Here is a 25,425-nt window from a genome sequence, read left to right on the forward strand (position 1 = left end):
GGCGGGCAGCTCGTCGCTCAGCTCTGACCGCGACTGCGGATGCATCGAGCGGAACGCGCGCCGGGACGCGACGTTGTCGCGCACCACGCGGAGGAGATCACGGGGGAGTGCGGCGCGGACCCGGTCGTCCCACCCCGGCCGGGCGCCGAGCTCGCGGTAGGCCACCTGCTGGAGGTGGCCGGCGGCGGCCAGCACGTCCGGCGTCGTGCGCGGGTCGGCGATGGCCCGTTCCGCGGCCACGATCTGGTCGACAACGTGGCCCGCCGACCTGGCCTCGGCGGGCTGCCCGCGCAGGGCCCTCGCCAGCTGGGGCGGGAGGTCGGCCGTGCCGTTGCCGGTCAGGGCCTCCGGACTCGACGACGGCGCGGCGGTCGGGGTGGGGGTGCCGCTCCGGCCGGCGCCGGTGCGCTCCTCCCCGGTGCCCGGGGTGCAGCCGCCCGCCAGCACGCACAGCAGTGCGGCGGCGGGGACCGAGGTCGTGCGGAGCATGAGAAGGCCTGGGGGACGAGGGTGCCTGAGGTCAGAGGATGCCCGCCACGGGCGCGCCGTAAACTGGCCCGGCCCCCCTGCCGATCCCGGCCGGGGGCTGTCGTGCTGCGCCCCCGGAACCCTGGGCCGCGAGGAGGGACCGTTGAGCCTCACCGGACTGGCCGACGCCGTCCTCGCCGACCCCACTCTGGCCGGGGCCGTCGAGGATGCTCGCGGCGGCGCGCTCACCGAGCTCGACCTCACCGGGCCCCCGGCGCTGCGCCCCTTCGTGGTCCGGGGCCTGCTCGACGCCGGCCGCACCGTGCTCGCGGTGACCCCCACGGCCCGGGAGGCCGAGGACCTGGTGTCCGCCCTGGGCGACCTGGTGGACCCGGCCGAGGTCGGCTACTACCCCAGCTGGGAGACGCTCCCGCACGAGCGACTGAGCCCCCGGAGCGACACCGTCGGGCGACGGCTGGCGGTCCTGCGCCGGCTGCGGCACCCCGGCGCCGGAGCCACCGACGGACCGCTGCGGGTCGTGGTCACCCCGGTCCGCTCGATGCTCCAGCCGCAGGTCAAGGGACTCGGCGACCTCGCGCCGGTCGCCCTGGCCCCCGGCGACACCGCCCCCCTCGAGGACCTCGTACGCCGGCTCGCGGACGCGGCGTACTCACGGGTCGACCTGGTCGAGAAGCGCGGCGAGTTCGCGGTCCGCGGCGGCATCGTCGACGTGTTCCCGCCGACCGAGGAGCACCCGCTGCGCGTCGAGCTCTGGGGCGACGACGTCGACGAGATCCGCAGCTTCTCGGTCGCCGACCAGCGGACCCTGGAGGCCGTCGACCGGCTCTGGGCACCCCCGTGCCGTGAGCTGCTGCTCACCGAGGCCGTTCGCCAACGCGCGGCCGAGCTGGGGCAGCAGCATCCCCAGCTGGTCGAGATGACCGACAAGATCGCGGCCGGGATCGCGGTGGAGGGAATGGAGTCCCTGACTCCGGTCCTGGTCGACGACATGGAGCTGCTGGTCGACCTGATGCCCACCGACACCCATGTCCTGGTCGTCGACCCCGAACGCGCGCGGTCCCGCGCCCACGACCTGGTCGCCACGAGCGAGGAGTTCCTGGGTGCGAGCTGGGCGGCCGCCGCCGGCGGGGGCACCGCCCCGATCGACCTCGCGGCCGCGTCGTACCGCGCGATCGGGGACGTGCGGCAGCACGCGCTCGGACTGGGCCGCCCCTGGTGGACCATGAGCCCGTTCGGGCTGGACGGAGACCTCGACAGCGGACTCGACGCGCAGGCCGGCGAGGACCCCGGCGCGGTGGAGAGCCGTGCGCTGCCCGCGCGTCCCGCCGAGTCCTACCGCGGCGACCTCGAGGCGGCCGTCAAGGACATCGAGCAGTGGCGTCGCGACGGCTACCGGATCGTGGTGGTCCACCCCGGCCACGGTCCCGCGCAGCGCATGGCCGAGGTGCTCGCCGAGCACGACGTGCCGGCCCGGCTCGTCGACCAGGACGACGTGGACCCGCCGGCCGCCGACGTGGTCACCGTGACCTGCGCGTCCGTCGACCACGGGTTCGTGGACGCGACCAACCGGCTCGTGCTGCTCACCGGCGACGACCTGTCGGGGCAGCGGTCCTCGACCCGCGACATGCGTCGCATGCCGGCGCGGCGCAAGCGGCAGATCGACCCGCTCGAGCTGGCGGCCGGCGACTTCGTCGTGCACGAGCAGCACGGCGTCGGACGGTTCGTGGAGATGAAGCAGCGCGAGGTCGGCGGCGCCACCCGCGAGTACCTCGTCCTGGAGTACGGCGCCTCCAAGCGTGGCGGCCCACCGGACCGGCTCTACGTGCCGGCCGACGCGCTCGACCAGGTCACGAGGTACGTCGGCGGCGAGCAGCCGAGCCTGGACCGGCTGGGCGGCGGCGACTGGACCCGGCGCAAGAACCGGGCCCGCAAGGCGGTCCGCGAGATCGCGGCCGAGCTGATCAAGCTCTACGCCGCCCGGCAGGCCACCCAGGGCTACGCGTTCGGGCCCGACAGCCCCTGGCAGCGCGAGCTCGAGGACGCCTTCCCGTTCACCGAGACCCCCGACCAGCTCAGCACCGTCGACGAGGTCAAGGCCGACATGCGCCGGACCGTGCCGATGGACCGACTGGTCTGCGGCGACGTCGGCTACGGCAAGACCGAGATCGCGGTCCGTGCGGCGTTCAAGGCGATCCAGGAGGGCAAGCAGGTGGCGGTCCTCGTCCCCACCACGCTGCTCGTCACCCAGCACCAGTCGACCTTCGCCGAGCGGATGAGCGGCTTCCCGGTCAACCTCAGGTCGCTGTCGCGCTTCCAGACCGACACGGAGGCCCGCGAGGTCATCGAGGGCCTCGCCGACGGCAGCGTCGACATCGTCATCGGCACCCACCGCCTGCTCAACCCCGACATCAAAATGAAGGACCTCGGCCTGATCATCGTCGACGAGGAGCAGCGGTTCGGCGTCGAGCACAAGGAGCAGATGAAGCGGCTGCGCACCTCGGTCGACGTGCTGAGCATGAGTGCCACCCCGATCCCGCGCACCCTGGAGATGGCGATCACCGGGATCCGCGAGATGTCGACGATCACCACCCCGCCCGAGGAACGGCACCCCGTCCTCACCTACGTCGGCGGCTACGAGGACCGCCAGGTCGTGGCGGCCATCCGGCGCGAGCTGCTCCGCGAGGGGCAGGTCTTCTACATCCACAACCGGGTCTCCTCGATCGAGAAGGCGGCGTTGCGGCTGCGCGAGCTGGTTCCCGAGGCCCGGGTGGCGACCGCGCACGGACAGATGGGTGAGCACCAGCTCGAGCAGGTGATGCTCGACTTCTGGGAGAAGCGCTTCGACGTCCTGGTGTGCACCACGATCGTCGAGTCGGGCCTGGACGTGTCCAACGCCAACACCATGATCATCGAGCGGGCCGACACCCTCGGCCTCAGCCAGCTGCACCAGCTGCGAGGCCGCGTGGGCCGGTCCCGGGAGCGTGCCTACGCCTACTTCCTGTATCCCCAGGAGAAGCCGCTGACCGAGACCGCGCACGAACGTCTCGCCACCCTGGCCCAGCACTCCGACCTCGGCGGGGGGATGGCGATCGCGATGAAGGACCTGGAGATCCGCGGTGCGGGCAACCTGCTCGGCGGCGAGCAGTCCGGACACATCGCCGACGTCGGCTTCGACCTCTACGTGCGGCTGGTCGGCGAGGCGGTCCAGGAGTTCCGCGGCGACTCGGAGCCCGAGCTCCGGGAGGTCCGGATCGAGCTGCCGATCGACGCCCACCTTCCGCACGAGTACGTCCCCAGCGAGCGGCTGCGCCTCGAGATGTACAAGCGCCTCGCCGAGGTCCGCTCCGGCAGCGACGTCGACGAGCTGCAGGCCGAGCTCGAGGACCGCTACGGCGCTCCGCCGGAGGAGGTGGTGTCGCTGCTCTTCGTGGCCAGGTTCCGGGCGCGGGCCCGGGAGGCGGGCGTCGGCGAGGTCACGATCTCCGGCAAGTACGTCCGGTTCGCGCCGGTCAGCCTCCCCGAGTCGCGCGTCGTACGCCTCCAGCGACTGCACCCCAGGAGCGTCGTCAAGCCGCAGGTGGACACGATCCTCGTGCCCCGCCCGCAGACCGCCGCGGTCGGGGGTCGTCCGATCGCTGGCATCGCCCTGCTTGAATGGGCCCGGCAGATCATCGACGCCGTGATCGACCCGGATCACGCGCAGAAGGAGACCTCGTGAGCATGCCCCGCCTCGGTTGGCTCGGCGCAGTCGGCGCCGCCGTCGTCCTGCTCAGCGGCTGTGGGGCCGTGCAACCCGGCGTCGCGGCCGAGGTCGGCGAGGACACCATCACCGTGGACCAGGTCGACGAGCTGACCCGCAGCCTCTGCGCCGTGCTGGAGGACCTCCCCGAGGACGACCCCAACACGCCCCCAGCGGTGAGCGGGGAGCAGGCCCGCAACAACGCCATGCAGAGCCTGATCCTCCAGTCGATCGCCGACCAGATGGCCGCGGACTACGACGTCGAGGCCGGACCGGACTTCGATGCCCAGGTGGATCGGGTGAAGCTGCAGTTCGGCAGCGTCGACGACGACTTGGTCGACGCCGCCCTCCCGGCGTACACCTCGGTCGCCTACTTCATCGACATCATGCGGCAGGTCGGCGAGACCACCGAGAGTGGACTCTCGCCGGACGAGTCGCTCTCCGCGGGCATCCAGGTCGCCCAGGAGTGGGAGGCCGACCACGGGATCGAGACCAACCCCCTCTTCGGCAGCTTCAGCATCGGCGACCAGGAGATCGAGTCCGAGCGGACCGACCTCGCCTTCCCGGCGAGCCAGTCGGCGAAGGACGCCGAAGAGGGGTCCGACTCCTACGCCGCCTCGCTCCCCGAGTCCCAGCGCTGCGGCTGACGGTGTGGACCCCGCCGCCGACCGCCTCGCCGAGTTCCTCGAGGTGATGCGCCAGCTGCGCGCCGAGTGCAGCTGGAAGCGGGAGCAGACCCACCGGTCGCTGACGCGGTACCTGCTCGAGGAGACCCACGAGACGATCGAGGCCATCGACACCGGCGACGAGACCGGTGACTGGGGCCACCTGCGCGAGGAGCTCGGCGACCTGCTGCTCCAGGTCTGGTTCCACACCGTGATCGCCGAGGAGGCCGGCGAGTTCACGCTCGACGACGTCGTCGGCGACATCATCGACAAGATGCGGCGGAGGAACCCGCACGTCTTCGCGCCGCCCGGCCAGGAGCGGGCGGCGGCGGGCGATGCCACCTCGGTCAACGAGGTGTGGGAGTCGATCAAGGCGACCGAGAAGGCCCGCGCCTCGGTCACCGACGGGCTCCCGCCCGGCCTGCCGGCGCTGCTCTACGCCGACAAGGTCCTCGACCGTCTCGCCAGGGCCGGCCGCCCCGCCGAGGCGACCGGCGACGACCTCGGCGAGCGCCTGCTCGCGCTCGTGGCCGAGGCCAGGGAGACCGGGGTGGACCCGGAGCAGGCGCTGCGGGACGCCGTACGCCGCCTGCTCTGAGCGGACCCGCCTTCCCGGATCGGGCACCCGGCGCCGTTAGGCTGAGCGGAGCCCGCCACCCCCGAACAGGAGCCGTCCACCTTGGCATCGATCGAAGCCGTCGGCGCCCGCGAGATCCTCGACTCGCGCGGCAACCCCACCGTCGAGGTCGAGGTCGCCCTCGATGACGGAGCGTTCGCCCGGGCAGCCGTGCCCAGCGGCGCGTCCACCGGCGCCTTCGAGGCGGTCGAGCTGCGCGACGGCGGCGACCGCTACCTCGGCAAGGGGGTCGGCAAGGCGGTCGACGCGGTCATCCAGACCATCGGCCCCGCCATCGAGGGCCTGACCGCGGACGACCAGCGGCTGGTCGACCAGACGATGCTCGAGCTCGACGCGACCCCCAACAAGGCCACGCTGGGCGCCAACGCGATCCTCGGCACCTCGCTGGCCGTCGCCCGGGCCGCCGCCGACTCGGCCGGGCTGCCGCTCTACCGGTACGTCGGCGGACCCAACGCCCACCTGCTGCCGGTGCCGATGATGAACATCCTCAACGGTGGGGCGCACGCCGACACCAACGTCGATGTCCAGGAGTTCATGGTCGCGCCGATCGGCGCCCCGACCTTCCGGGAGGCGCTCCGGCAGGGCGCCGAGGTCTACCACGCGCTGAAGGCCGTGCTGAAGAAGAAGGGCCTGGCCACCGGTGTCGGCGACGAGGGCGGCTTCGCTCCCGACCTGGGGAGCAACCGCGACGCCCTCGACCTGATCGCCGACGCGGTCGGCCAGGCGGGGCTCGAGCTCGGCCGGGACGTCGTACTGGCGCTCGACGTCGCCGCGAGCGAGTTCTGTGAGAAGAACGAGTACACCTTCGAGGGCAAGAAGAAGTCGGCCGAGGAGATGACCACCTACTACGCCGACCTGGTCTCGTCCTACCCCATCGTCTCGATCGAGGACCCACTCGACGAGGACGACTGGGACGGCTGGAAGGCGATCACCGACGAGCTCGGCGGGCGCACCCAGCTGGTCGGCGACGACCTGTTCGTCACCAACGTCGAGCGACTGGCCCGGGGGATCAGCGGCGGTCAGGCCAACGCGCTGCTGGTGAAGGTCAACCAGATCGGCTCGCTCACCGAGACCCTCGACTCCGTGGAGCTGGCCCATCGCAGCGGCTTCCGCTGCATGATGAGCCACCGGTCCGGCGAGACCGAGGACACCACGATCGCCGACCTCGCGGTCGCCACGAACTGTGGCCAGATCAAGACCGGTGCACCGGCTCGCTCCGAGCGGGTCGCGAAGTACAACCAGCTCCTGCGCATCGAGGACGAGCTCGGCGACGCCGCCCGGTACGCCGGCGCCGCGGCCTTCCCGCGGTTCGGAGGCTGAGCAACCGCCATGGCACAGCGGCGCAGCGCACGCGGCGGTCCCGGAGGCACCCGGAGGCCGGGCGGACGGGGGACGTCCCCGCAGCGGTCCCGCGCCGCCGCGCCCGCGGCGGCCTCCCCCGAGCAGCGCAGGCCCCGGTTCACGGGTCGTGCCGCGATCCTGGTCCTCGTCGTGGCCGTGCTCACGGTGTCCTACGCCTCCTCCCTGCGGGCCTACCTGCAGCAGCGCTCCCACATCGCCGACCTCAAGGCGCAGATCGCCGAGCGATCCGCCAGCATCGACGACCTCGAGCGGGAGAAGCGCCGCTGGCACGACCCGGCCTACATCCAGGCCCAGGCGCGCGAGCGGTTCGGCTACCTGATGCCCGGCCAGACGTCGTACGTCGTCCTCGGCGAGGACGGCAAGCCGCTCGAGAGCGACACCGACCTGCCCGACCCGTCCGAGGTGCGCGAACGCGAGCCGGAGGCCTGGTGGGGTCCGGTCTGGCAGTCCGCCGAGCTCGCGGGCGACCCGCCGCGGGGCCAGGCGCCGCCGGCCGCCGAGATCCTGGCCCCGGCCGGCAAGCGCCGGTGATCGACCCGTCCGACGAGGCGGCCGTGGCGGCCCAGCTCGGCCGCGAGCCTCGCGCGATCCACGAGGTCGGGCACCGCTGCCCCTGCGGCCACCCCGACGTGGTGACCACAGAACCCCGGCTGCCGGACGGGACGCCGTTCCCGACCACCTACTACCTCACCTGCCCCCGCGCGGCGTCCCGGATCGGGACCTTGGAGGGATCCGGGCTGATGAAGGAGATGCAGGACCGGCTCGCCACCGACCCGGAGCTCGCGGCCGCCTACGAGGCGGCCCACAGGAGGTACCTCGAGGCCCGCGCCGCGCTGGCCGGCGAGATCGGGCAGAACGTGCCCGAGATCGAGGGTGTCTCGGCCGGCGGGATGCCCGACCGCGTGAAGTGCCTCCACGTGCTCGCGGCCCAGTCGCTGGCCCAGGGCCGCGGGGCCAACCCGCTCGGCGACGAGGTCCTCGGCCTGCTCGGTCCCTGGTGGGAGCCCGGCCCGTGCGTCAGCCCGTGGGTGGACGGGTCGCCGGAGCCGTGAGCACGATCGCCGCGGTCGACTGCGGCACCAACACGATCAAGCTCCTGATCGGCGACCTCCCCGAGGTGGCTGTCCGCGAGACCCGGATGATCCGGCTCGGGCAGGGTGTGGACCGGTCGGGCAGGATCTCGGAGGAAGCGCTGGGCCGGGCCTTCGCCGCGGTCGACGAGTACGCCGCCCTGATCGGCGCGCACGACGTCTCCCGGATCCGCTTCTGCGCCACCTCGGCCACCCGCGACGCCGAGAACGGCGAGGTCTTTGCCGCCGGCGTCCGTGACCGCCTCGGCGTCACCCCGGAGGTGCTGACCGGCGACGAGGAGGCCGCACTCGCCTTCGACGGCGCGGTGCGCCACCTCCGGACCCCGCCGAGGACCCCGGTGCTGGTCGTGGACATCGGCGGTGGGTCGACCGAGCTCGTCCTCGGTGGTGCCACCCCCGAGCGCGCCCACTCGATGGACGTCGGCTCGGTCCGGCTGCACGAGCGCCACCTGCACGGCGACCCGCCGACCACCGATCAGGTCCGGGCCTGCATCGACGACATCGACGCCACGCTCGACGAGAGCCCGGTGGACCCTTCCGCCGCGGCCACCGTCGTCGGTGTGGCCGGGACGATCCTGTCGGTGGTGGCCGGGGTGCTGGACCTGCCGGCGTACGACCGCGACGTGCTCGACCAGTCCGTGGTGCCCGTCGAGCAGGTCCACGAGTTCGTCGACCGGCTGGTCGCGATGCCGCTCGAGGAGCGGCTCGCCCTGCCCTGGATGCACCCCGGCCGGGCCGACGTGATCGACGCCGGGGCGCTCATCCTCTCGCGGGTGCTGCGGCGGACCCGGGTGGAGTCGCTGGTGGCGTCCGAGGCCGACATCCTGGACGGAATTGCGTGGTCCATCGCCGGGTGAAACGTTTGGACCGAAGCGACAAGGGAACGGAGGCAGCATGAGCGATCAGACCACTCACCGGTCAGAGGAGCCCATCGGCGCCCTGGTCCACCGGTTGTCAGAGCAGATCCCCGAGCTGGTGCGCAGCGAGCTGCGGCTCGCCCAGGCAGAGCTCACCGAGAAGGGGAAGCGCGCGGGTCTGGGCATCGGGATGTTCAGCGCCGCCGGGCTGCTCGCCTTCCTCGGCCTCTCGACCCTGGTCGCGACCGCCATCCTGGCCCTCGCGCTCGTCCTGCCCGGCTGGGCCGCGGCGCTGATCGTCGCGGTCCTCCTGTTCGCCGGGGCCGGTGTCGCGGCCGTCGTGGGCAAGAAGGAGGTCGACCAGGCGACCCCGCCGGCGCCGGAACGCACCATCGCCAACGTCCGTGAGGACGTCGCGACCGTCAAGGGAGGCCACTCATGAACCGCTCCAACGTCAACGGCTCGTCGCCCGAGGCGATCGAGGCCGAGATCGAGCGCCAGCGTGACGAGCTGGCCGACACGGTCTCCGCCCTTCAGGAGCGCCTCGACGTCAAGACCCGGGCCAGGGAGAAGGCCGCCGAGCTGCGCGAGCGCGCGACGACCGACACCGGCAAGCCGCGTCCCGAGCTCGCCGCCCTCGCGGCCGCGATGGTCGCCGGTGTGGTCGGGTTCGTCGTGTGGCGCAGACGCCGCTGAGCGGGCCGCTGCCGCACCCGGCGACGGGCCGGTCGTTCGACTCCCCGGTCCCGCCCGGCTCGGGCTGGCCGGACGATCCCGCCACGCCCCAGACCCCGGTGGCCAGCACGCCCGCCCGGGTACGCCGCCTCGCGGCGACCGACGAGCTCGCCGAGCTGGAGGCGCGGATCTCGGTCTGCCGCGCCTGCCCGCGCCTGGTGCGTTGGCGTGAGGACGTCGCACGTGACAAGCGGGCGTCGTTCGCCGACCAGCCCTACTGGGGCCGGCCCATCGCCGGCTGGGGGGACCCGCACCCGGGCATCCTGATCGTCGGCCTGGCGCCGGCGGCCAACGGCGGCAACCGCACCGGCCGGGTCTTCACCGGCGACAGCTCGGGCGACTGGCTCTTCGCCAGCCTGCACCGCGTCGGGCTCGCCACACAGCCCACCTCCACCCACGCCGGGGACGGCCAGCGGCTGGTGGGCGCCCGGATGGTCGCGACCGTGCGCTGTGCACCACCCGCCAACAAGCCCACCGTGACCGAGCGCGACACCTGTGCCCCCTGGCTGCGGGCCGAGATCGAGGCGCTGGCGGCCTCGGTGCGCGTGGTGGTCGCCCTCGGCGGCTACGGCTGGGGCGCGACGCTCTCGGCCTACCGCGACGCGGGGTACGACGTCCCGAGACCGCGCCCGCGCTTCGCCCACGCCGGGGAGGCCGACCTGGGCGGGGTCACCCTGCTCGGCTGCTACCACCCCAGCCAGCACAACACGTTCACCGGGCGGCTCACCCCGGCGATGCTGGATGACGTGTTCGTCCGGGCCCGGGCGCTGGCAGACTCGGAGGCGTGAGCCTCCACGCGATCACCGTCCTCGGTCACGACCGCCCCGGCATCATCGCCGAGACCACCGGCAAGCTGGCGGGGCTGGGCCTCAACCTCGAGGACTCCACCATGACCCTGCTGCGGGGTCACTTCGCGATGATGCTGATCTGCGCCGGCTCGGCCAGTGGCCGGGAGATCGAGTCGGCCCTCGCGCCGCTGACCGGTGACGGGACGCTGACCGTGACCGTGCGCGAGGTGCCGCAGGAGCACGCCTGGGCCACCGACGGCACGTCGTGGGTGCTGACCGTCCACGGCGGCGACCGGCCCGGCATCGTCTCGTCCATCGTCGGCGAGGTAGCCAGGGTGGGTGGCAACATCACCGACCTGACGACCCGCCTCTCGGGCGACCTCTACCTGCTCATCGCCGAGATCGACCTCCCCGCCGCCACGGACGTCGCGGCGGTCGAGGCCGCGATCCAGGCCGTCGCCGCGTCGCTCGGGGTGGGCGCCACCCTGCGCCCGGCCGAGGCCGACGACCTGTGACCGAGCCCGTCGCCGACGACCTGGTGGCGTCCTGGGCGGAGACGGACCTCGGCGTGCGGGGGCGGATCCGCCCGGTGGTGCGGGCGCCGGCGGTGGTGCTCTCGTCGGCCGGCGACCAGGTGGACCCGGCGGCGCCCGGGACCGTGCAGCTGGCCGCGGACCTCGTGGCGACCATGCGGATCAGTCCCGGCTGCGTGGGACTCGCAGCGCCCCAGGTGGGCGTGTCCGCCAAGGTCTTCTGCGTCGACGTCTCGGGGCACGCGAAGGCCACGGAGCACCACGGAACCTTCGTGCTGTGCAACGCTGAGGTCGTGGAGGCGTCCCGCAACGCGAAGGCCCGGGAAGGGTGCATGAGCGTGCCCGACCTCACCGGCGACGTGAAGCGGGCCTCGCGGCTCGTGGTGCACGGGCAGCTGCCGGGGAGCGGGCGCGAGGTGCGGCTCACCGCACGCGCGTTCGAGGCGCGCGCGCTCCAGCACGAGATCGACCACTGTGACGGCCTGCTCTTCCTCGACCGCGTCGCCAGCGCGCACGCGGTCCACCCGCGCAAGACCTACTTATGAACCCCGCCTGATCACCAGCCCTGCCCCCGTATCCCAATCGGCAGAGGAAGTCGCCTTAAAAGCGATGCCAGTCTGGGTTCGACTCCCAGCGGGGGCACTGATGCGGAACAGCACCGCTCTCCCGTACGTTGAACAAGTCGGTATCCCCGTAGACTGGGGAGACAGACCTGTGTGCCGTCAGATGGACGGTCACCTCGGGCCTCCAAGGAGGAGACCATGCAGAGCAACAACCCGGTGTTCCGGCGTTCGGATGCCTTCAACGGGGCGTCGGCGAACGCCTATGGCAACCAGACCTACCCGGGCAACGGTGCCGCGCACCAGAGCTACGGGCAGACCCCCGGCCACGGCGAGCCGCAGTACGGCGCTCCCACCATCACCGGGCGGCCGATGACGATCGACTCGGTCGTCCAGAAGACCGCCATCTCGCTCGCGGTCGTGATCGTGTTCGCCACCATCACGTGGTGGTACACCGGCGACATCAAGAGCGACTCGGCCGAGGCGCAGCAGAACATGGGCGCTCTCTACGGCGCCCTGATGATCGGCTCGCTCGGCGCGTTCGCCCTGTCGATGGTCAACTCCTTCAAGCGGGTGGTGAGCCCGGCGCTGGTGATCGCGTTCTGTGCCCTCGAGGGCATCGCGCTCGGTGCGTTCAGCAAGTTCATCGACGCGGTCTTCGTGGCCGACAACACCAGCATCAGCGGAAACATCGTCGTCCAGGCGGTGATCGGTACCTTCGCGGCCTTCGCCGGCACCCTCGCCACCTACAAGTTCTTCAACATCCAGGTCGGCAACAAGTTCCGCACGTTCGTGATCGCCGCCATGTTCGGCATGGTCGGCCTCGGCCTGCTGGAGATGGTGCTGGGTGCGTTCGGCAACCAGATCGGCCTGTTCGGCTTCGGCGGCATGGGCCTGCTGTTCGCCATCGGCGGCCTGGTGCTCGGCGTGTTCATGCTGATCCTCGACTTCGACTTCGTCGAGAAGGGCGTGGCCGCCGGCATCGACGAGCGTGAGTCCTGGCGGGCGGCGTTCGCGCTCACCGTCAGCCTGGTCTGGATCTACACCAACCTGCTCCGCATCCTGGCGATCTTCAGCCAGGACTGACGCGACGGCGAGGGGGTTGGCCGGTCGACTGGCTGGTCGACGAGGACAACCTCCTCAGCCTCCGGCAACGACCTCGTCGGCGTCGGGCGCCTGGGCCTCGGCCTGGGGTGCCCGGCGCCGATGCCGCATCTCGACCCAGAGACCGCGCACGCCGCGACGTGAGCCGGCGACCTCGGTGCCGTCGAGCTCGGTGCCCGGGGTGCGGACCGCCTGGACGGCGGCGGCCCCGATCGGCAGCACGCCCTCGCCACGGTTCGGCTGGGGCGCCAGCTCGGCCGTCGGCACGAGCTTCAGCGCGGCCAGCACCGATGGCAGCAGCACGCCCGCCACCGAGCGGTAGCCGTCTGCCGACGGGTGGAACTGGTCGGGCCCGAACAGCAGCGCCGGGGCGGCGGCGAACTCCGGGCCGAGGATCGGGCCCAGCGACACGGTGCGGCCACCCTCCTCGATGACGACGACGGTCTGGGCGCCTGCCATCTTGCGGGACCAGATCCTGGCCACCTGCTTCAGCGGCGGTGGGACGGGTCCCAGCGTGCCCAGGTCGGGGCAGGTGCCGACCACGACCTCGATGCCGGCGTCACGCAGGCGGCGTACCCCTTCGCGGAGGTGCCGGACCGAGACCGCCGGTGGCACCGCGTGGGTCACGTCGTTGGCGCCGATGAGGATCACGGTGACGTCGGGCTGCGTCGCCAGGGCGCGGTCGATCTGCGCGGCCAGCTCGGAGGTCTGGGCGCCGACCACCGCGAACTCGCGCAGGTGCACCCGGCGGTTCGCCCGCTCCGCGAGACCGCTGGCGAGGAAAGCACCGGGCGTGTCCTCGACACGGAAGACGCCGTAGCCGGCGGCGCTGGAGTCGCCGAGCAGAGCCACCCGCAGCGCCGGCCCGGGCCGGCCGCGGCCGTACCAGCCCGTGGCGTCCGGTGGCTTGTCCTCGGTGAGGATCCCGATCGTCTTGCGGGCGAGCGTCGCCTCGGCGTAGAGCAGGGCGCCTGCCGTGCCGGCCAGAGCGGTGGCGGTGCCCCCGCCCCAGGCTGCGAGGGAGGCGAGCTTGCGGGCGGCTCCGGCGTTCTCCACGCCCCAACTCTACGGAACCCGGCGCGGTCCCACCGGGCCCTTCCGCGGACCGGCTCTCAAGGGCCCTGCAAGCAATTCCTAAGTTCGTTGCAATCGTTGCAATTACACAAGTGTCATCTGGTGGTCTATGCCGGTCCGTACCACTCACGCAACAACTCCACATGGGGGAATGCATGTCTCTGCTCAGCAACCGCATCACGGCCGTCGTCGCCGGCTCCGTCCTCGTCGTCGCCATCGGCGGCACCGGCGCCGTCGCCGGCGACCTGATCGGCTCCAACGACATCCGCGACGGCGGAGTGCACCCGGTCGACCTCGGCGCCGGGCTCCAGGACCGGATCGCCAACAAGGCCACCGACCGCCAGGTCGAGGGGCTGAAGGCCCAGCTGGCCGGATACCAGTCCGAGCTGAGCGACCTCGAGGGCCGGGTTGCGGCTCTCGAGGGCGCGTCCGCCACCGGCGCCGACGTCAACACCAACTGGGTGCCGGGTCCCGGCGCCTCGATCCCGGCCGCCAACACGGTCGTCCTCGACACGAGGAACACCCCGGACGACCCGGAGACCAGCTGGAACGACTCGCACACGTCGTACGCCTCGATCCGCAACCTCGACCTGCCCGTCTCGAAGGGCTCGGTCATCGAGTTCACCTACCAGCTCGCCGAGGGGGCGCAGACCGGCTGGGGCGCCCCTCGCGTCCAGATCCGTGTCAACGGGGTGACCTACAGCTCCGCGCACCAGATCAACCCGGACTACGGCCAGGCGAACGCCGACGGCACCTTCACCATCTCCGTCCCGGCCACGTCGATGAACGACAACTCGGCTACGCAGGTCCCGGAGGGCACCATCGCCCGGGCGACGCTCGCCTACGACCACCAGCCCACCCCGGGCGTGGTCACCTTCACCAACCTGGTGATCGACGGACAGCCGATCAGCTTCCAGTGAGCTGAGCCCAGGCCTCAAGCGGAGGGGCGGTCACCTCGCGGTGGCCGCCCCTTCGTCTGCACCCACTAGATTGGCGGCGTGCAGTACGTCAACTCCCTCCTGGACCTGATCGGCGACACCCCGCTCCTGCGGCTCTCGAGGTCGCTCGCTCCCGAGCTCGCGGCAGACGCCGGGCCACTGGTGCTGGCGAAGATCGAGTACCTCAACCCGGGCGGCTCGGTGAAGGACCGGATCGCCACCCGGATGATCGACGCCGCGGAGGCCGAGGGGCTGCTCAAACCGGGCGGCACGATCGTGGAGCCGACCTCGGGCAACACCGGCGTCGGCCTGGCGATGGTGGCCCAGGCGCGCGGCTACCGGTGCGTCTTCGTCTGTCCCGACAAGGTCAGCGAGGACAAGGTCAACGTGATGAAGGCCTACGGCGCCGAGGTGGTGGTCTGCCCCACCGCAGTCGCCCCCGATCACCCCGACTCCTACTACAACGTTTCCGACAAGCTCGCCTCCGAGCCGGGCGCGTGGAAGCCCGACCAGTACTCCAACCCGCACAACCCGCGCTCCCACTACGAGACCACCGGCCCGGAGATCTGGAAGCAGACCGACGGGAAGATCACCCACTTCGTCGCCGGCGTGGGCACCGGCGGCACGATCTCGGGCGTCGGGCGCTACCTCAAGGAGCAGAACGAGGACGTCCAGGTGATCGGCGCCGACCCGGCCGGTTCGGTCTACTCGGGGGGCACCGGCCGCCCCTATCTCGTCGAGGGCGTGGGCGAGGACTTCTGGCCCGAGACCTACGACCGCGACGTCGCCGACCGGATCATCGAGGTCTCCGACGCCGACTCGTTCGCCTTCACCCGTCGGCTGGCCCGCGAGGAGGCGCTGCTGGTCGGGGGGTCCTCCGGGATGGCGGCGTACGCCGCGAAGCAGCTCGCCGCCGAGCTGGCCGGCACGCCGGAGGGCGAGAACGCCGTGATCGTGGTCCTGCTCCCCGACTCGGGGCGCGGCTACCTGACCAAGGTGTTCAACGACGAGTGGCTCAACCAGTACGGCTTCGCGGTCAGCGCCGAGCTCGAGCGCGACGAGAAGACGGTCGGCGAGGTGCTGCGCGGCAAGTCCGGGCAGCTGCCCGACCTGGTCCACACCCACCCCGGCGAGACCATCGCGGAGGCCGTCGCGATCCTGCAGGAGTACGGCGTCTCGCAGATGCCCGTGGTCCGCGCGGAGCCGCCGATCGTGGCCGCCGAGGTGGCCGGGTCCGTGTCCGAGCGGACCATCCTCGACGCGCTCTACACCGGCCGGGCACGGCTCACCGACTCGGTCGAGCAGCACATGTCGCCCGCGCTGCCGACGGTCGGCTCCTCCGAGCCGGCCCGCGACGCGGTCGCGCTGCTCGAGGGGGCCGACGCCCTGCTGGTCCAGGAGGACGGGAAGCCGGTGGGCGTGCTGACCCGGCAGGACCTGCTGGCCTTCCTCGCCCGCGGCTGACCACCCCGTTGAATGGGGGATTCGTGACCCATGAGTGGGGGATCCGTGCTCCCGGCTGAGCCGTAATCCCGTTCTCAAGGGTCGGGAATCCCCATCTCAACGGTCCGGAATCCCCCACTCAACGAGTGGTAACGAGAACATGTTCTAGTCTGGGGGTCATGACGGCCACCCCGGCGATCGACGGCTGGTTCACCACCGGACCGGAGCCGACCCTGCTCGGCTCCCGGTGCGACTCGTGCTCGACGGTGTTCTTCCCGCCGACCGGACCCGAGGGGTTCTGCCGCAACCCCGCGTGCGGCGGCGAGTCCTCCACGGCGGTTCCGCTGTCGCGCCGGGGTCGGGTCTGGTCCTACACCGACGCCCAGTACCAGCCCCCGCCGCCGTACATCTCGCCGACGGACCCGTTCGAGCCGTTCGCGCTCGCTGCGGTCGAGCTGGACGAGGGGATGGTCGTGCTCGGACAGGTCGCAGCCGGTTACGGCGTCGGCGACCTGCGCGTCGGGGCCGAGGTCGAGCTCGTCGTCGAGACGCTCTACGCCGACGACACCGGCGAGCGGTCGATCTGGCGCTGGAAACCCGTCACCGAGCTGGGCGAGGAGGGAGATCAGTGAGCGGCGACGTCGCCGTCCTCGGGGTCGGCATGCACCCCTGGGGCAAGTGGGGCCGGTCGTTCGTCACCTACGGCGTCCACGCCGCCCGCGCGGCCCTGGCCGACGCCGGTGTCGACTGGCAGGACGTCGACCTGGTCGTCGGCGGCGAGACGGTCCGCAACGGCTACGCCGGCTACGTCGCCGGCGCCACCTTCGCCCAGGCCCTCGGCTGGAACGGCGCCAGCGTCGCGACGTCGTACGCCGCGTGCGCCACCGGCGCCCAGGCGCTCGACACCGCCCGCAGCCGGATCCGGGCGGGCAGCAGCCGGATCGCGCTGGTGATCGGAGCCGACACCACTCCGAAGGGGTTCCTCGCGCCCAACGCGGGGGAGCGGTGGGACGACCCGGACTGGCTGCGGTTCCGCCTGCTGGGGATGACCAATCCGGCCTACTTCGCCATGTACGCCCGCCGCCGGATGGACCTCTTCGGCGCCACCGTCGAGGACTTCGCGGCGGTCAAGGTCAAGAATGCCGCGCACGGACTGGACAACCCCCACGCCCGCTACCGCAAGGCCGTGACTGCCGAGGACGTGCTCGGCTCCGCGGTCGTGGCCGACCCCCTCCACCTGCTCGACATCTGCGCGACCTCCGACGGCGCCGCGGCCGTCGTGCTCACGAGCACCGAGCACGCGAGCCGGCTGGGCGTCACCGACCCGGTGCGCCTCGGCGCGGTCTCCACGGTCACCCCCACGTTCCCCAACACGGTGCTCGACATGCCCAACCTGTCCACCGACGCCGCGGGCACGTTCGGGCAGCCGGCGACCCCGTTCAAGGAGTCGATCGCCCGGGCCGCCTACGAGGAAGCCGGAGTCGACCCCTCCGACGTCGACCTGGCCGAGGTCTACGACCTCTCCACCGCGCTCGAGCTCGACTGGATGGAGGACCTGGGGCTCTGCAAGCAGGGAGAGGCCGAGGCGCTCCTGCGGGCAGGTGACACCACGATCGGCGGAAGGATCCCGGTCAACCCGTCCGGGGGGCTCGCCTGCTTCGGCGAGGCGGTGCCTGCCCAGGCGCTCGCCCAGGTCTGCGAAGTGACCTGGCAGCTCCGGGGCCGGGCGACCGGCCGCCAGGTGGAGGGCGCCCGGGTCGGCATCACCGCCAACCAGGGCCTCTTCGGCCACGGCTCGTCGGTACTGCTGACCCGATGAGCGCCGACCGGACCGGCTACGTGCTGGTCGACCACCCGGTCCCGGAGGTCGCGGTCGTGACGCTCAACCGGCCGGAGCGGATGAACGCGATGGCCTTCGACGTGATGGTGCCGTTCCGGGACGCGCTCGTGGAGCTCGGCCACGACAACGCCGTGCGCGCGGTGGTCCTCACCGGCGCCGGCGACGGCTTCTGCTCGGGCGCCGACCAGGAGTCCGCCGGCGTGCCGCCCCACGTCGACGGCCTGACCCGCCCCGCCTACGCCCTGCGCTCGATGGAGCTGCTCGAGGACATCGTGCTCACCCTGCGCCGGCTGCACCAGCCGGTGATCGCCGCCGTCAACGGTCCGGCCATCGGCGGGGGGCTCTGCCTGGCCCTCGCCTGCGACCTGAGGCTCGCCGCGCCGACGGCGTACTTCCGCGCGGCGGGGATCACCAACGGCCTCACCGCCAGCGAGCTCGGCCTCAGCTTCCTGCTCCCGCGGGCGGTCGGCTCCACCCGCGCCGCCGAGATCATGCTCACCGGCCGCGACGTGGACGCCGGGGAGGCCGAGCGGATCGGCCTCGTCTCCTCGGTCCACGACGACGTCGTCGACGCCGCGGTGGAGACCGGCCGGCGGATCGCCCGCCTGTCGCAGCCGGGGGTCGAGCTGACCAAGAAGTCGCTGCACGCGGGACTCGCCGCCACCTCGCTCGACACCTACCTCACCTCCGAGGGCCTCGGCCAGCTCTACCTCCGGCTGCTGACCGGCAACTTCGAGGAGGCGACCCTGGCCCGGCGGGAGGGACGCGAGCCCCGGTTCACCGACGACCGCTGATCCGGGATCCGGGCACATCGGCCCGAAACGGGGGACCCTGCGCGAGCTGATGTGTCCGATGGTCGTGTCGTAGCTGGAGTCGTCGTACCCGGGAGCGGGGAGGCCTCGTGGACAGCGTCCTCGACATTGCACGGTGGCAGTTCGGGGTCATCACCGTCTACCACTTCCTGTTCGTACCCCTGACGATCGGGCTGACCGCCCTGGTGGCGTTCATGGAGACGCTCTGGCTGCGGACCGGGAACCCCGAGTGGCTCCGAATGACCAGGTTCTTCGGCAAGCTGCTTCTCATCAACTTCGCCATCGGCGTGGTCACGGGCATCGTGCAGGAGTTCCAGTTCGGGATGAACTGGTCGGACTACTCCCGGTTCGTCGGCGACGTCTTCGGGGCCCCGCTCGCGGTCGAGGCGCTGCTGGCGTTCTTCCTCGAGTCCACGTTCCTCGGGCTGTGGATCTTCGGGTGGGACAAGCTCCCCCGCGGCCTGCACTGCGCCTGCATGTGGATCGTGCACGTCGGCACGCTGGCGTCTTCCTGGTTCATCCTGGCCGCGAACTCGTGGATGCAGCACCCGGTCGGCTACGAGTTCAACCCCGACACGGGTCGGGCCGAGCTCACCGACTTCTGGGCGGTGATGACGAACAAGGTGCAGCTGGTGACGTTCCCGCACGTGATCACGGCGGCCTACATGGCCGGAGGGGCGTTCGTGCTCGGCATCTCGGCGTGGCTGTACGCCCGCAAGCGCTTCGAGGCCGACCGCGGGATGTACCGCCGCGGCATTCGCCTGGGAGCGGCGGTGACGCTGGTCGCCGGGCTCGGTGTCGCGGTGTCCGGCGACGTGCAGGGCAAGATCATGACCGACGTCCAGCCGATGAAGATGGCGGCCGCGGAGGCGCTCTACGACACCGAGGAGAGCTGCGCGCCGTTCTCCCTCTTCACGATCGGCACACCGGACGGCACGCAGGAGAAGTTCTCGATCACGGTCCCGTGTGTCCTGTCCTTCCTCGCCACGGGGCACTTCGACGGCAGGGTCGAGGGCATCAACGACCTACGGGCGCAGTACGAGGAGACGTACGGCCAGGATCCGGGAGCGACGTACTACTCGCCGGACGGCTACACGCCGATCATCCCGGTGACGTACTGGTCGTTCCGCTTCATGATCGGCTTCGGTGCGCTGGCCGGCGCCGGCGCGCTGCTGGTCCTGTGGCTCTCCCGCCGGGGGAGGGCGCCGACCGGGCGATGGTTCACGTGGTTGGCGATCGGTCTGCCGGTGGCGGCGGTGCTGGGCAGCTCGCTGGGGTGGATCTTCACCGAGATGGGCCGCCAGCCCTGGGTGGTGTTCGGACTGATGACCACCAGGAACGGCGTCTCGCCCGGGGTCGGGGTCGCCGAGGCGTGGATCTCCATCGCCTCGCTCACCGTCCTGTACGCCGTCCTGGCGGTCATCGAGATCGGCCTCCTGGCCCGGTTCATCCGCCGGGGCGCCGACCCCTTCGAGGAGCCGCCCTCGCCGTCGCTGGGCGGGGACGACGAAGACCGACCCCTGGCCTTCGCCTACTGAGAGGAGGACGTCATGGAGCTCAGCACCGTCTGGTTCATCCTCATCGCCGTCCTCTGGATCGGCTACTTCTGCCTCGAGGGCTTCGACTTCGGGGTCGGGATGCTGCTGCCGGTTCTCGCCCGCGACGACCGCGAGCGGCGCACCATGATCAACACCATCGGGCCGGTGTGGGACGGCAACGAGGTGTGGGTGCTGACCGCCGGCGGCGCGACGTTCGCGGCGTTCCCCGAGTGGTACGCAACCCTGTTCAGCGGCTTCTATCTGCCGCTGCTGCTGATCCTCCTCGGCCTGATCGTGCGCGGCCTGGCGTTCGAGTACCGCCACCAGCGGCCCGGGGCGGAGTGGAAGGCGTGGTGGGACCGGGCGCTCCTCATCGGCTCGCTGCTGCCCGCGATCCTCTGGGGGGTCGCGTTCGCCAACATCGTGCGCGGCGTGCCCATCGACGCCGACAAGGAGTTCACCGGCAGCCTGCTCACCCTGCTCAATCCGTTCGCCCTCCTCGGTGGGCTGGTCACGCTGCTGCTGTTCCTGGCCCACGGCGCGATGTTCCTCGGGCTGAAGACCGACGGCGACCTCCGGCACCGGTCCCGGCGGCTCAGCGTCCGGCTCGGTCTCGCGGCCGCTGTCGCGGCGGTCGTCTTCCTGGTCTGGGCACAGGTGATCGCCGGTGACCTCGGGTCGGGGGTGCTGTTCGTGCTCGCAGCGCTCGCGCTGGTGGGCGGCGTCGGCATGGCCGTCCGCGGGCGTGAGGGCTGGGCGTTCGCGGGTACGTTCGCGACGATCGCGCTCGCCGTCGCCGGCCTGTTCGTGGCGCTGTTCCCGGACGTGATGCCCTCGACCACCTCGGCCGTGTTCTCGCTCACCACGACCAACGCATCCGCCACCGACTACACGCTCACGCTGATGACGTGGGTGGCCGTGATCTTCGTGCCCATCGTGCTGGCCTACCAGAGCTGGACCTACTGGGTCTTCCGGCGCCGGATCGCCGTGCACCACATCCCCGAGCACGCCGAGCAAGCCGCCTCGTGAGACCCACCGACCCGCGGCTGCGGCGCCAGCTCGCGCCCGCCCGGCGTGAGCTGGCCCTCGTGCTGGTCGCGGGGGTCCTGGGCAGCCTGCTGCTCATCGGTCAGGCCGGCGCGGTCACCGGGCTGGTGCTGGCCGCGCTGGAGGGGTCCGGAGTCGAGGGCTGGGCGCTGGCGGTGCTCGCGCTGTTCGTGGCCCGGGGACTGGTCGGCTGGGTCGGCGACCTCGCGGCCGCGCGCGCCGCGTCCGTGGTCGGCACCGGACTTCGTCGCCGGATCGTCCGCGCCATCCTCCGGGTGGGTACGACGCGTCCCGGCGGGGAGCTGGCCACGCTCGCCACCCGGGGTGCGGCGGCCGCGGAGCCGTACCTCACCCGGTACCTGCCCGCGCTGGTCCTGGCCGGGATCCTGCCCTGCCTGACCCTGGTCGCGATCGCGGTGCTGGACCCGATGTCGGCGCTGATCGTGCTGGTCACCCTGCCCCTCATTCCCGTCTTCGGCATCCTGGTCGGGCTCACCACCCGGGACCGGGCGCGAGCGCAGTGGCGAGCCCTGGCCTCGCTGTCGGGACACTTCCTGGACGTGATGCGCGGGCTGCCGACCCTGGTCGCGTTCGGGAGGGCGCGGGCCCAGTCGGCATCCATCGGGGAGTACACCGACCGCTACCGCCGCCGTACCCTGCAGACGCTGCGCGTCGCCTTCGCGTCCTCGGCGGTCCTCGAACTGGTGGCCACCATCTCCGTCGCGCTGGTGGCGGTCACCGTGGGGCTGCGGCTCGCCTCCGGGTCGCTGGACCTGCGGACCGCCCTGGTCGTGCTCCTGCTGGCCCCCGAGGCGTACTGGCCGCTGCGGCGAGTCGGCGCCGAGTTCCACGCCGCGGCAGAGGGTGTCGCGACGTTCGAGGCCGCAGCCGAGCTCGACCCGGGCCGCGAGGTCGCCACCGGTGGCTCCGGCACGGGCGACCTCGAGGTCGAGCGGCTCGGTGTCGTCCACCCCGGGCGCTCGGTCCCCGCCCTCGACGACCTCTCGCTCGTCGTCCCGGAACGCGGGGTCACCGCCGTCGTCGGGCCCTCCGGCTGCGGAAAGTCGACGCTGCTCGCGGTGCTCGCCGGCCTGCTGGCGCCGACCGAGGGCCGGGTCCGCGCCGGTGGCCGCCGGGTCGGTGGGCGGGAGTGGCGCTCGCAGGTGGCCCTGCTTCCCCAGCGCCCCGTGTTCGTGGCCGGGAGCCTGGCCGACAACCTGCGCCTCGGCGCACCGGACGCAAGCGAGGAACGGCTCTGGGAGGCCCTACGACGCGTCGCCCTCGCCGAGCAGGTGCGCGCCCTGCCCGACGGCCTCGACACCCCGCTCGGCGAGGACGGCACCACGCTGTCCGGCGGCGAGCGAGCCCGGCTGGCGCTCGCGCGAGTCCTGCTCGCGGACCGGCCCTGGGTGCTGCTCGACGAACCGGCCGCCCACCTCGACGAGCACACGGAGGGAGTCGTCGCGCAGACGGTCGCGGAGCTGGGACGCAGCCGCGGCGTGGTCGTCGTCGCGCACCGGCCCGCCCTCATCGACCTGGCCGACCGGGTAGTGGCGCTGCCCGCCCCGATGGAGCCTGCGGAGGCTCCGGCGCGCCCGGTGACCGCCCAGCCGACGCGACCGGCGCCGGTCACCCCGTCGGGCGGTCCCGTCCCGGACCCCGGACCGGGTGTCGGTGGGCTGGGCAGCTCGGCGATCCTCGGCGGGCTCGCGTCAGCGTCTGGCGTCGCGCTCACCGCCACCGCGGGGTGGCTCATCGTCCAGGCGTCGTACCAGCCGGCGATGCTCACCCTCCTCGTGGCGATCGTGGGCGTCCGCGCGTTCGGTCTGGCCCGCCCGCTGCTGCGGTACGCCGAGAGGATCCGGTCGCACGACGTCGCGCTGCGGCTGCTGGCGCGGCGGCGGGTGGCGGTGTACGACGCGGTGGTGCCGCTCACGCCCGGCGCGCTCGGCCGGCGCCGGGGCGACGTCCTGGCCTCGATCGTCGATGACGTCGACGGTGTCGTGGACCGGGAGCTGCGGGTGCGGCTGCCGGTGCGCGGGTTCGTCCTGGCGGCGGCGCTGGCAACCGCGGTGGCGACCGCCCTGGCCCCGGCGGCAGGGGTGGTCGTGGCAGCCACCTGCGCGGCCGCCGGCGGGCTCGGGTACGGCGTCGCCCGCGCTGGTGCCTCGCGAGCGGAACGGGAAGCCGTGCTGGCCCGGGCGGCGCTGTCGCACACGGTCGTCGAGGCGACCCAGACCGCCACCGAGCTGGTCATGTGGCAGGCGGAGGACCGGGCCGTCGCGGCCGTGGTCGCGGCCAGCCGCACGCTCGGGAGGCGCACCACGCGGGCCGCGGCCTGGCAGGCCCTCGCCCGTGCGCTGGTGCTGGCGCTCGGTGGGGCCGGCGTGGCGACGATGGCACTGGTCGCCGCGCCACTGGTCGCGGACGGATCGATCTCCGGCCCGGTCCTGGCGCTGCTGGTCCTGCTGCCGCTGGCCCGGGGAGAAGTCGCTGCCGACCTGACCGTGGCCGGTGCGCTGGCCGGCCGCACGCGAGCGGCGGAGGAGCGGCTGGCCGAGCTGGCGGCCCGGCGCCCGGCGGTGACCGATCCGGAGGTTCCGGAGGCGGCGGAAGACACGGACCTGCGAGCGTCCGGCGTCGTGGCCGCGTGGGGCGACCGGCTGGTCCTGGACGACGTCTCGCTCGAGCTGGGTCCCGGCGAGCGGGTGGGCGTGGTCGGGCCCTCCGGCTCCGGCAAGAGCACCCTTGCCGCGCTGCTGCTCCGGTTCGTCGACCCGGTGGGCGGCCGGATCGCGCTGGGCGGGCGGGACCTGGCCGCGCTCGCTCTCGACGACGTGCACGACCGGGTCGGACTGGTCGACGACGACCCACACGTCTTTGCCACGACCGTCGCCGAGAACGTCCGGCTCGCCCGCCCGGCCGCGGGCGACGACGACGTGGACGCGGCGCTGCGGCTGGCCCGGCTCGGGCCCTGGCTCGACGGCCTCCCCGAGGGCATCCACACCTGGGTGGGCGACGGCCACGCCGAGGTCTCGGGAGGCGAGCGCGCCCGACTGGCCCTGGCCCGTTCGCTGCTCGCCGACCAGCCCGTGCTCGTCCTCGACGAGCCCACGGCGCACCTGGACCACGCGACCGCGGAGCTGGTGACCGCGGAGGTGCTGCGCGCCGCGGCCGGGCGCTCGCTGGTGTGGATGACCCACGACGGCGAGGGGCTGGACCGGATGGACCACGTGCTCGATCTGGGCGACCGACCGGTTTCCGGCCGTGGGCTAGCGTTCAACGGGTGATGGCACCCACGATCAAGACCGTCGGTGAGCTCCGCGCGAGCGGCCACGTCCACAAGCACCTCCGCGAGGAGATCCGGGACAACCTGCTGGCGATGCTCGCCGCCGGCGAGGATCCCTGGCCCGGGCTGCACGGCTTCGACGACACGGTCATCCCCCAGCTCGAACGGGCACTGATCGCCGGTCACGACGTCGTACTCCTCGGGGAGCGCGGCCAGGGCAAGACCCGCGTCCTGCGCACGCTGGTCGGGCTCCTCGACGAGTGGACGCCGGTGATCTCCGGCTCCGACCTCGGCGAGCACCCCTACGATCCGGTCACCGTCGGCAGCCGCCGCCGCGCGGCGGAGCTGGGCGACGACCTCCCCATCGCGTGGCGGCACCGCGACGAGCGGTACGCCGAGAAGCTCGCCACCCCGGACACCTCGGTGGCCGACCTGATCGGCGACGTCGACCCGATGAAGGTCGCCGAAGGCCGCACCCTCGGCGACCCCGAGACCATCCACTTCGGCCTGATCCCCCGCAGCCACCGGGGGATCGTGGCGATCAACGAGCTTCCCGACCTGGCCGAGCGGATCCAGGTGGCGATGCTCAACGTGATGGAGGAGCGCGACATCCAGATCCGCGGCTACGTGCTGCGCCTGCCGCTCGACGTGCTGGTCGTGGCCAGCGCCAACCCGGAGGACTACACCAACCGCGGCCGGATCATCACCCCGCTGCAGGACCGGTTCGGCGCGGAGATCCGGACCCACTACCCGACCGAGCTCGAGGACGAGATCGCGGTGATCCGGCAGGAGGCCCACCTCACCGCCGAGGTGCCCGCCTACCTGCTGGAGATCCTGGCCCGCTTCACCGGCAACCTCCGCGAGTCCAGCAGCGTCGACCAGCG

The 25,425-nt window shown here is 72.5% G+C and carries 24 protein-coding genes and 1 tRNA gene; 23 read left to right on the plus strand and 2 right to left on the minus strand.

What is annotated here, in order from left to right; translation table 11 throughout:
• On the minus strand, positions 1-489 hold a 489-nt coding region (locus VFN12_RS10065; RefSeq protein WP_325118522.1), incomplete at its 3' end, for a hypothetical protein.
• Between the two features lie 142 nt (positions 490-631).
• Between VFN12_RS10065 and mfd the strand changes: the two genes are divergently transcribed.
• From mfd to VFN12_RS10135, 14 genes are all read left to right on the plus strand, one after another.
• The gene (gene mfd / locus VFN12_RS10070) at positions 632-4,207 is read left to right on the plus strand and encodes a transcription-repair coupling factor (protein WP_325118523.1); all 3,576 of its coding nucleotides are present in this window, start codon (positions 632-634) and stop codon (positions 4,205-4,207) included.
• Positions 4,204-4,875 (plus strand): hypothetical protein, encoded by a 672-nt coding sequence (locus VFN12_RS10075; protein ID WP_325118524.1) that lies wholly within the window; start codon positions 4,204-4,206, stop codon positions 4,873-4,875. The genes mfd and VFN12_RS10075 overlap by 4 nt, the downstream gene beginning before the upstream one ends.
• 4 nt (positions 4,876-4,879) lie before the next feature.
• Positions 4,880-5,491 carry a MazG family protein gene (locus VFN12_RS10080; protein ID WP_325118525.1) on the plus strand — a complete coding sequence of 204 codons (612 nt, stop codon included), beginning with the start codon at positions 4,880-4,882 and terminating at the stop codon, positions 5,489-5,491.
• A gap of 81 nt (positions 5,492-5,572) precedes the next feature.
• Entirely contained in the window at positions 5,573-6,850 is a 1,278-nt protein-coding gene (eno, locus tag VFN12_RS10085; protein ID WP_325118526.1) for a phosphopyruvate hydratase, read from the plus strand.
• Between the two features lie 9 nt (positions 6,851-6,859).
• Positions 6,860-7,423, plus strand: a complete 564-nt coding sequence (locus VFN12_RS10090; RefSeq protein ID WP_325118527.1) for a septum formation initiator family protein — start codon at positions 6,860-6,862, stop codon at positions 7,421-7,423.
• A complete protein-coding gene (locus VFN12_RS10095) occupies positions 7,420-7,944 on the plus strand; it encodes a DUF501 domain-containing protein (protein WP_325118528.1) in 525 nt (174 codons plus the stop codon). The genes VFN12_RS10090 and VFN12_RS10095 overlap by 4 nt, the downstream gene beginning before the upstream one ends.
• A complete protein-coding gene (locus VFN12_RS10100; RefSeq protein WP_325118529.1) occupies positions 7,905-8,840 on the plus strand; it encodes an exopolyphosphatase in 936 nt (311 codons plus the stop codon). Before VFN12_RS10095 ends, VFN12_RS10100 begins: the two co-directional genes overlap by 40 nt.
• A gap of 37 nt (positions 8,841-8,877) precedes the next feature.
• Positions 8,878-9,282: a phage holin family protein gene (locus tag VFN12_RS10105; RefSeq protein ID WP_325118530.1), complete on the plus strand. Its 405-nt coding sequence runs from the start codon at positions 8,878-8,880 to the stop codon at positions 9,280-9,282.
• The gene (locus VFN12_RS10110; protein WP_325118531.1) at positions 9,279-9,536 is read left to right on the plus strand and encodes a DUF3618 domain-containing protein; all 258 of its coding nucleotides are present in this window, start codon (positions 9,279-9,281) and stop codon (positions 9,534-9,536) included. The genes VFN12_RS10105 and VFN12_RS10110 overlap by 4 nt, the downstream gene beginning before the upstream one ends.
• Positions 9,518-10,363 (plus strand): uracil-DNA glycosylase, encoded by an 846-nt coding sequence (locus tag VFN12_RS10115; RefSeq protein WP_325118532.1) that lies wholly within the window; start codon positions 9,518-9,520, stop codon positions 10,361-10,363. The genes VFN12_RS10110 and VFN12_RS10115 overlap by 19 nt, the downstream gene beginning before the upstream one ends.
• Complete coding sequence (locus tag VFN12_RS10120; RefSeq protein ID WP_325118533.1) at positions 10,360-10,878, plus strand: glycine cleavage system protein R; 519 nt, start codon at positions 10,360-10,362, stop codon at positions 10,876-10,878. Before VFN12_RS10115 ends, VFN12_RS10120 begins: the two co-directional genes overlap by 4 nt.
• Complete coding sequence (locus VFN12_RS10125; RefSeq protein WP_325118534.1) at positions 10,875-11,441, plus strand: peptide deformylase; 567 nt, start codon at positions 10,875-10,877, stop codon at positions 11,439-11,441. The genes VFN12_RS10120 and VFN12_RS10125 overlap by 4 nt, the downstream gene beginning before the upstream one ends.
• Positions 11,442-11,463: 22 nt before the next feature.
• Positions 11,464-11,538, plus strand: a tRNA-Leu gene (locus VFN12_RS10130).
• A 119-nt stretch (positions 11,539-11,657) separates the two neighbouring features.
• Positions 11,658-12,542 (plus strand): Bax inhibitor-1/YccA family protein, encoded by an 885-nt coding sequence (locus tag VFN12_RS10135; protein ID WP_325118535.1) that lies wholly within the window; start codon positions 11,658-11,660, stop codon positions 12,540-12,542.
• A 54-nt stretch (positions 12,543-12,596) separates the two neighbouring features.
• On the opposite strand, the gene VFN12_RS10140 is transcribed toward VFN12_RS10135, so the two are convergent.
• Positions 12,597-13,616, minus strand: a complete 1,020-nt coding sequence (locus tag VFN12_RS10140) for an SGNH/GDSL hydrolase family protein (protein ID WP_325118536.1) — start codon at positions 13,614-13,616, stop codon at positions 12,597-12,599.
• A 173-nt stretch (positions 13,617-13,789) separates the two neighbouring features.
• Here VFN12_RS10140 and VFN12_RS10145 point away from each other — a divergent pair, with 173 nt between their 5' ends.
• The 9 genes from VFN12_RS10145 to VFN12_RS10185 form a co-directional block, all read left to right on the plus strand.
• Entirely contained in the window at positions 13,790-14,554 is a 765-nt protein-coding gene (locus tag VFN12_RS10145) for a hypothetical protein (protein ID WP_325118537.1), read from the plus strand.
• A gap of 78 nt (positions 14,555-14,632) precedes the next feature.
• Positions 14,633-16,036 (plus strand): cystathionine beta-synthase, encoded by a 1,404-nt coding sequence (locus VFN12_RS10150; RefSeq protein ID WP_325118538.1) that lies wholly within the window; start codon positions 14,633-14,635, stop codon positions 16,034-16,036.
• Between the two features lie 158 nt (positions 16,037-16,194).
• On the plus strand, positions 16,195-16,647 hold the full coding sequence (locus tag VFN12_RS10155; protein WP_325118539.1) for a Zn-ribbon domain-containing OB-fold protein: 453 nt from the start codon (positions 16,195-16,197) through the stop codon (positions 16,645-16,647).
• A complete protein-coding gene (locus tag VFN12_RS10160; protein ID WP_325118545.1) occupies positions 16,605-17,834 on the plus strand; it encodes a lipid-transfer protein in 1,230 nt (409 codons plus the stop codon). Before VFN12_RS10155 ends, VFN12_RS10160 begins: the two co-directional genes overlap by 43 nt.
• Positions 17,831-18,649, plus strand: a complete 819-nt coding sequence (locus VFN12_RS10165; protein WP_325118540.1) for an enoyl-CoA hydratase — start codon at positions 17,831-17,833, stop codon at positions 18,647-18,649. Before VFN12_RS10160 ends, VFN12_RS10165 begins: the two co-directional genes overlap by 4 nt.
• 107 nt (positions 18,650-18,756) lie before the next feature.
• Positions 18,757-20,205: a cytochrome ubiquinol oxidase subunit I gene (locus VFN12_RS10170; RefSeq protein ID WP_325118541.1), complete on the plus strand. Its 1,449-nt coding sequence runs from the start codon at positions 18,757-18,759 to the stop codon at positions 20,203-20,205.
• Between the two features lie 12 nt (positions 20,206-20,217).
• The gene (gene cydB, locus VFN12_RS10175) at positions 20,218-21,234 is read left to right on the plus strand and encodes a cytochrome d ubiquinol oxidase subunit II (RefSeq protein ID WP_325118542.1); all 1,017 of its coding nucleotides are present in this window, start codon (positions 20,218-20,220) and stop codon (positions 21,232-21,234) included.
• Positions 21,231-24,542 (plus strand): thiol reductant ABC exporter subunit CydD, encoded by a 3,312-nt coding sequence (gene cydD, locus VFN12_RS10180; RefSeq protein ID WP_325118543.1) that lies wholly within the window; start codon positions 21,231-21,233, stop codon positions 24,540-24,542. The genes cydB and cydD overlap by 4 nt, the downstream gene beginning before the upstream one ends.
• Positions 24,542-25,425: sigma 54-interacting transcriptional regulator (locus VFN12_RS10185; RefSeq protein ID WP_325118544.1), on the plus strand; the 884-nt coding region annotated here is incomplete at its 3' end. The genes cydD and VFN12_RS10185, both read left to right, overlap by 1 nt.

The sequence above is a fragment of the Nocardioides sp. genome, from assembly GCF_035703625.1.
GTDB lineage: Bacteria > Actinomycetota > Actinomycetes > Propionibacteriales > Nocardioidaceae > Nocardioides.

Coding starts and splice junctions, on each gene's coding strand:
- VFN12_RS10110 (WP_325118531.1), top strand. CDS start 9,279: ATGAACCGCTCCAACGTCAACGGCTCGTCGCCCGAGGCGATCGAGGCC.
- VFN12_RS10135 (WP_325118535.1), top strand. CDS start 11,658: ATGCAGAGCAACAACCCGGTGTTCCGGCGTTCGGATGCCTTCAACGGG.
- VFN12_RS10155 (WP_325118539.1), top strand. CDS start 16,195: ATGACGGCCACCCCGGCGATCGACGGCTGGTTCACCACCGGACCGGAG.
- cydB (WP_325118542.1), top strand. CDS start 20,218: ATGGAGCTCAGCACCGTCTGGTTCATCCTCATCGCCGTCCTCTGGATC.
- VFN12_RS10105 (WP_325118530.1), top strand. CDS start 8,878: ATGAGCGATCAGACCACTCACCGGTCAGAGGAGCCCATCGGCGCCCTG.
- VFN12_RS10165 (WP_325118540.1), top strand. CDS start 17,831: ATGAGCGCCGACCGGACCGGCTACGTGCTGGTCGACCACCCGGTCCCG.
- VFN12_RS10090 (WP_325118527.1), top strand. CDS start 6,860: ATGGCACAGCGGCGCAGCGCACGCGGCGGTCCCGGAGGCACCCGGAGG.
- VFN12_RS10145 (WP_325118537.1), top strand. CDS start 13,790: ATGTCTCTGCTCAGCAACCGCATCACGGCCGTCGTCGCCGGCTCCGTC.